The 6073-nt window shown below is 50.4% G+C and carries 6 protein-coding genes; 4 read left to right on the forward strand and 2 right to left on the reverse strand.

Features of this window, described 5'->3' with window-relative positions; genetic code table 11:
* Window positions 1–463 precede the first annotated feature (463 nt).
* Window positions 464–1786 carry a DUF418 domain-containing protein gene (locus tag ACK4S7_RS12865; protein ID WP_409647582.1) on the reverse strand — a complete coding sequence of 441 codons (1323 nt, stop codon included), beginning with the start codon at window positions 1784–1786 and terminating at the stop codon, window positions 464–466.
* Between the two features lie 1457 nt (window positions 1787–3243).
* Between ACK4S7_RS12865 and ACK4S7_RS12870 the strand changes: the two genes are divergently transcribed.
* Both ACK4S7_RS12870 and ACK4S7_RS12875 read left to right on the forward strand, forming a co-directional pair.
* A complete protein-coding gene (locus ACK4S7_RS12870) occupies window positions 3244–3375 on the forward strand; it encodes a hypothetical protein (RefSeq protein ID WP_409647584.1) in 132 nt (43 codons plus the stop codon).
* 47 nt (window positions 3376–3422) lie between these two features.
* Window positions 3423–3665, forward strand: coding sequence for a response regulator (locus ACK4S7_RS12875; protein WP_409647587.1), 243 nt, complete (start codon window positions 3423–3425; stop codon window positions 3663–3665).
* 61 nt (window positions 3666–3726) lie between these two features.
* Here ACK4S7_RS12875 and ACK4S7_RS12880 read toward each other — a convergent pair whose 3' ends face one another.
* The gene (locus ACK4S7_RS12880; protein WP_409647589.1) at window positions 3727–4053 is read right to left on the reverse strand and encodes a hypothetical protein; all 327 of its coding nucleotides are present in this window, start codon (window positions 4051–4053) and stop codon (window positions 3727–3729) included.
* On the opposite strand from ACK4S7_RS12880, the gene ACK4S7_RS12885 reads away from it, so the two are divergent.
* Both ACK4S7_RS12885 and ACK4S7_RS12890 read left to right on the forward strand, forming a co-directional pair.
* Window positions 4052–4192: a hypothetical protein gene (locus tag ACK4S7_RS12885; protein WP_409647591.1), complete on the forward strand. Its 141-nt coding sequence runs from the start codon at window positions 4052–4054 to the stop codon at window positions 4190–4192. The genes ACK4S7_RS12880 and ACK4S7_RS12885 overlap by 2 nt on opposite strands.
* Before the next feature lie 377 nt (window positions 4193–4569).
* Complete coding sequence (locus ACK4S7_RS12890) at window positions 4570–5367, forward strand: surface-adhesin E family protein (protein WP_409647594.1); 798 nt, start codon at window positions 4570–4572, stop codon at window positions 5365–5367.
* Window positions 5368–6073 lie beyond the last annotated feature (706 nt).

A 6073-nucleotide genomic window follows, 5' to 3' on the forward strand; every position in this document is an offset into this window, starting at 1 on the left:
GCCCCCCCGGGACGGTGGCGGCCGGCCGGAAGGACGACTTGGGTGACACAGCACTTCGCATCTTCCTCCATTAAATCAACCACGGTCACACAAGCTACAAACAACCCTTACAAGTTCGCGGTTATCCACCGGCTTTTGCAACCGCTTGACGTCAAGCATTTCATTAGGAATGGCTGATGCGTCGTAGCCGGTCACGAGAACGAACGGAATATGTTTGGCTTTGAGGGCAGCAGCGAGCTTAAAGGTTGGTCCTGCTCCTAAATTCAGGTCCAGATGGAACGTGTGTAGGAAAGCTAGAAGATCTAGCGCGCGAGACACCTTCGCTTTGGCGGATTGGAAACTTGAAAAGCTGGAAAACTGTTGCGGACAGATTGCGTCAGTTTCCCAGTTTTCCAGTTCCGCACCTTGGCGGCCCTTTTCTTCGCCGCGACGCCCTGCAGATGTACAATGCCCGCGTCATATGTCAAACCACGGCCGCAGAAGCGGGTAACTCTCCGGCCGGTGGCGGTGACCCTGCATCCTTGCGGAACAGCGGCTTCTTTCCATAGGTAAGGTAACGCCACAGCCACTCGACAGGGCCGAAATGGAAATTACGCAGCCAAATTGGGCTTAGCATAAACTGTACTGCCCAGATCGCAGCGACAATGAAATAAAGCTGGTGTCGTTCAAGCGCGCCCCACCATCCGAGGAACACAAAGATGATCAGCGCGACAACCGAATGCGTAAGGTAGTTGGTTAACGCCATCCGCCCCACGGCGGCCATGGACTGACGCACGAATGGGAGGACGCCCGAACGCAGGAATAGCATCAGGGCACCCAGGTGACCGACCGTCATCGCCAGTCGGCTAAGGTCATAACTAATCCCCGCCTGCATATAAGCTAGTGCGCTGAAACCGTGATCCATAATCCAGCGGGCCTCCAGGATATTGGCAGTAAGCCCGACAGCGTAACCGCCTCCCATCATGGCCAGATAGGCCCGGGTACGAACCTCGAGCGTCAAAACGCCCAACCGGAAGAACGCCATACCAAGCATCATCATCCCAAAAATGTCGAAGAAATAGCGATAGAGGTACCAAGACTGGCTATGCTTGATACGGTCCGCTCTGGAAAATAGCGCACTCGTGTATGAAGCAGTGTTGGCCTCGCGCAATTCGGCATAAGCTGCTGGCGGGAGCCCTGCGCGGGACTTCTCTTTCCACTCTTCTAAGGTCTTGGTTTGTTTTTCCGTGCGCGCGGAAGGGGCAACTTGCTCCGCTGCCCTTGCCTCGTCGTGAAGGTTAAGCAATCGCTGAGTGTCGATCCCACTCCAAGCTGCTCCTAGGAGCAGGGCTCCGGCCCCCAACGCAAGCAGCGTGCGGCCAGGCAATTTCCGGAAGGCATATAGAAATAGCGCAGTTATCCCGTAATAATAAAGAATATCACCATCCCAAAGCAGTACCCAGCTGTTGACCAGTCCAAAGCCGATCAACCACAGATTGCGGCGGAAGAATATGTCACCGCTGTCCTGCCGCCCCGCAGCTTCCAACCGGCTCGATAGGAGGATCACACCGGCTCCGAACAGCATTGAGAACAACGCGCGCTGTGTTCCCTCAAAGCCGACATTAATAACCAGCCATGTCCAAAGATTAACACCCGTGTCGCCGCCAGCTATCGTCGGATTATCATAGGCCGGACCGAGCCCCATGCCGTTAATGTTCATTAGAAGTATGCCAAAAAGCGCGACACCGCGAACGAAGTCCAACGCCTCAATACGCGCCGATGTAGGCGCCACTGCAGTCTCCGTCATTGCTCTGTCCCCCCGAAAAGCCAGTTATGCTATGCGCCCTGTGAATATTATGAAAGTTGATGACTCAAAATTGTCGATTGCGGACCAAACGAACGGGCAATTCTCGATCTTTCGACAACGTAACCATGAGTGTCCCCCCAACAGCCAATCAAAGCTGTATTGCACAGCTCCGGAACCGAGTAAAGCCAAGGACAAATTTCCAGTAAGCCATTGCGAATGTTAATGTCGTAGATCCTCAGTTTGGCAGACTGGAAAGCTGAAAAGCTGGCGCGGTCAGGCGATTACGTCAGCACCCCAGTTTTCCAGTTCCTCAGGTTGATCACCCGACCGGTGCCCCGGAGGCGCTGACATGCTGGAAAATTGAAAAGCCGGAATGGTGCCAAGATCTTCTTAGCTGTCGTTCTGGTTACGACAACATGAGGACGTTCGCGCCATTAATCGAGAGAACTGTCGGGTTGGTCCCTGAAAACGCTAGGCATCGCCGCATCTATCCTTGCTGCAATTCTGGCCGCGGTTGCTATCGCGTTGAGCCTGCAGAGCTGACCTGTATAGTAGAACCTAGAAGCAATTTGCCGCTACGTCCCTTAGCAGAAGTTCGGTGCACGAATGGTTACAGTGCCATCAGTCCGCTAAAAATGCCATGCACGAATGCCCCTGCAAGCAGGAACAGCAGCATTATGTAACATAATTTGTGATGTTCGTTGTCCATGCAGCCAAATTACGCCGATGGATCCTGTGTAGGAAACCTGTAAATGTTAGTGAGCCAAATTTCCGCGGTCTGGCGGGACTGTAACACTGAAAGGCTGCCCGGGGGTGATACAGCTTCAGTTTCTCAGGGTTCGTCCCCCCCGTTACGCCGCGCCTTACGCGCACGGTTATCTCATAAACGAGCGAGCAAGCGCAAACGGTCGAGCGCCAAACCTAAAATCGGTATCGACCAGCAAAGATAATGTTGCAGTTTCGCATCAGATAATACGGCGTGTCATCTTTTGTTATCTTTGAATATTGGAACGATGTTTCGTTATGATATGTTGGCTCGAATGACCCTAGTGTCATATCCATTGCTTTACTCCCCCGCAGTGGATGGGGCGGCCAGCTAATGCAGTAAGCCGCCCCGCTTCTTGCGATGAATCCCGGACAATAACTCGCACGCGTTTTTATGTAGGCAGGTTTCAGATAGTCATGACCGTTGGATCAATTCCAGGCAAGGTCGGTTAGCCATTGCCACTGTCGCCCAGTGGAAGGGACGGCTATCGTCCAATAGCCGTCCCAAATGTTGCAGATAAGCACGCACGAGGTCGTCACAAATCGTCAGATTTAGTGACGGGCGGTAAAAACTTAGATGGCAATTTGTAGCGCAGGCCCTGCTAGTAAAATGTTAGCTTTAGACGTAGCGAGGACAAAGTCGCTATCCTTCCCGTTGCCAGAAACCCGTGGTCGGCCAAGGAACATTCAGAATGACTGAAAGCGCAGGCGCAATGGACGAGCAACCAGGCAATGCAGCAAACGCTCGTATTCTGGTGGTAGAAGATGAAATCCTCATTCGGATGATGTTATCTGAGCAGCTTCGTGAAACGGTTATGATGTAACCGAAGCAAGAGACGCGGATAAAGCGATATTGATGATAACCGAGTGTGTGCCAGAACTCATTGTAACCGACATCCGCATGCCCGGCTCAATGGATGGTCTGACCTTACTTAAGGTGGTAAGAGCAGATCACCCCACGCTACCTGTAATTGTGGTTTCTGGACACATTGCTTTTATGGGCAAAATATATGCCCAAACTGAGTTTATTACTAAACCATACTCATTTGACAGAGTTCACCAGTCTATAAAAATGCTTTTGTATGCGAGTGCGGAAGATGCAAAAAAATATTGATTTCTTAATAACATAACAAAGAGAAAGCGCAACGTAAGCGCTCGTTCTTCCTTAGCGTGAATTAATGCGCAATTTCGTGCGATCGCCCTCGTGCCGCATTGGCTTGTTGCAGAAATCCTTCAATTTGTTTGTGAACGAAAATACTAGGGACGAGATACTCCATTGACCAGTCCGCGTAGCATCGCTGAATAATCGGGCCGTCCGCTGAAACTGTCAAATTATGGAGGCGCGCGTTCTTTTCCTGAGCATCCTCAATAATCTGAGCCACAACAGTTTCTTCATCATCATCCTGTTTGATATGACTTTCGCTTATATACAGCAGTCGCTTCATAATTGCTCCGCGAGAGGTGGGAATAAATGTTGTTATAGCCCAATTTGCAATATTCATGAACGATTTACCAAACGACAATCAACAAAATGGTCAGAGTGCCAGTAATGTCTTTGCGCTTGTTGTTAAGTACACTTTTATGGCGGATTGGATGAACTTTCTGGTTCGACAGCTCATGTGCGGTCCGGTTGTAGCTTAGATTTAAAAGAGAACGCATAACAGTACGTCTTTTTTTTCGTCGAACCAATCAAAGTAAAGACGGCCAAGCGACCCATTAGCCGCCCCTGCCGCTGGCTGAAAATGGTTTTATCCCCAGTGGTAGTCGAGATTGTATTGGAACTGGTAATTGTAGGTAACCTCGTTATTACCAAATAGCTTCGGGAAGTTATTTGCAAAAAGTGCTCGCACGCCAAAGGATTGATGCAATATCACAGTCTCCGTTTAGACAGATTGTATGCAATAGCTACCCACTCGGACGCGATACCATCGCGTACGAACTGCAACAAACTTCTATCACGGCCGTCTAAACTCTTGCATGCTGGTGTAGTTTCGTCGTCAATGACCGGGGAGGGTTGCATGCATGGGTTGAAAATGGCGATAGGCATCGGTGTAACTTTGCTCATGGGCATTTCGCCAGCAAAAGCTGAGCAACGGTGGGTGGTCATCCAAAAGGACACCGATGAAACGGTGTATCTTGCAGACAGTGATCAAATTACCGATGATTTGTCTGAAACCAAAACTTTTTGGACCCACGCTATTTATGAAATACCGCGATACGGCATGAAGAGCCTTAAAGTAGAAAATACGGTCCACTGCCACAATCGGACATTGAAAGAATTGCGCTATATCGAATACGATACACAAGACAATGTGGTTTTCTCAGGTACCTACAGTATCGATAGCTCGCCAAAACCCGTATTGGCCAATTCGGTTGCGGACCAATTACTGACATTTGCTTGTTCAAGCGGTTCTGTTCGTAAACAGGCTTACATCGAGAACAAGAAAAGCGGTGGTAACCGAGAGCCAGGCTCAGCCGCTGCCAAACCGCCGGAAATTGTGTCCTTCCCTTTGCCTCGTCCTGCGACCCAAGCGGGGGGCCGTATATCTGACGCTCCTGAAATAACCCCAAGTGTTTATCGATACCGGGAATGCGTACTTAATTCCGTGCGGAAATTTGCTAAGCTTCAAGAAACGGATCTTGCTGTGGTGGTAGCTGCAATGTCCAATTGTCGAGTTAACCGCATGCAAGTTGTTTCCACATACGCAATTTCTATGGGCGGGTCATCGGAAGAACGAAGTCAATTTATCCTACAGATCGACGAGCGAATGAAGTCGCTGGCTGAGCGCGAGGTCGTAAACCTAAGGCCAAGGTAGGGCGACGTGCTGGCATTGCACGAATATGTGCTCATGGGCGGTCGTGGCCAAACAGACGAGGTGGAAAACTAGAGTGCTGCAGCAGTCCAGTTCACTAGTTTTTCAGTTCCCCCAAAAGTTCCGCCCCCGGCCGGGGGCCGTCTACGCTGCAAAACTGAAAAGCTGGAAAGCTGACGCCCTTCCAACCATCTTTAGCGCTGCCCGGGCACAGCTCAACGACCGTCCGACTTTCGCCCCTATTGCACCAACAGAGGACTTTCCGGTAGCGGCGACATCGTTGACGTGCACACCATTCCAATCACACATCGAAAACAGACAATTGTCCAGCTTACTACTGAGATAAAATGATCGGATGAAGAGAACTACTGAATAACCGGGGCGGCCAAACGGGGAGAGAGGCCACCCCATTCCACTGCAGCTAGGAGTGCAATGAAAACGTTAATAACGTTCAATGACGCGAGCCCAAATTTGTTCCCAATACCACGAGCTCAAATAGGTTCGCCATCAATGAATACCTTCGCAGTTGTCCGCGGATCGAACGGTATCATTACATCAACCAGTTTGCCGGACTTTGTGTGGACGATCACATTTAGTCAGCGCGGTTGCACTTCAAAATCATTGCCGAGCAATGATCGAACTGCCTCCCGACGGCTTTCCCCTTTGTTGTGGTAATGTGTGAAGCTTCCATCGACTAATGGAGTCAATA

Source organism: Sphingorhabdus sp. (genome assembly GCF_046292425.1).
Classification (GTDB): Bacteria; Pseudomonadota; Alphaproteobacteria; order Sphingomonadales; family Sphingomonadaceae; genus Sphingorhabdus_B.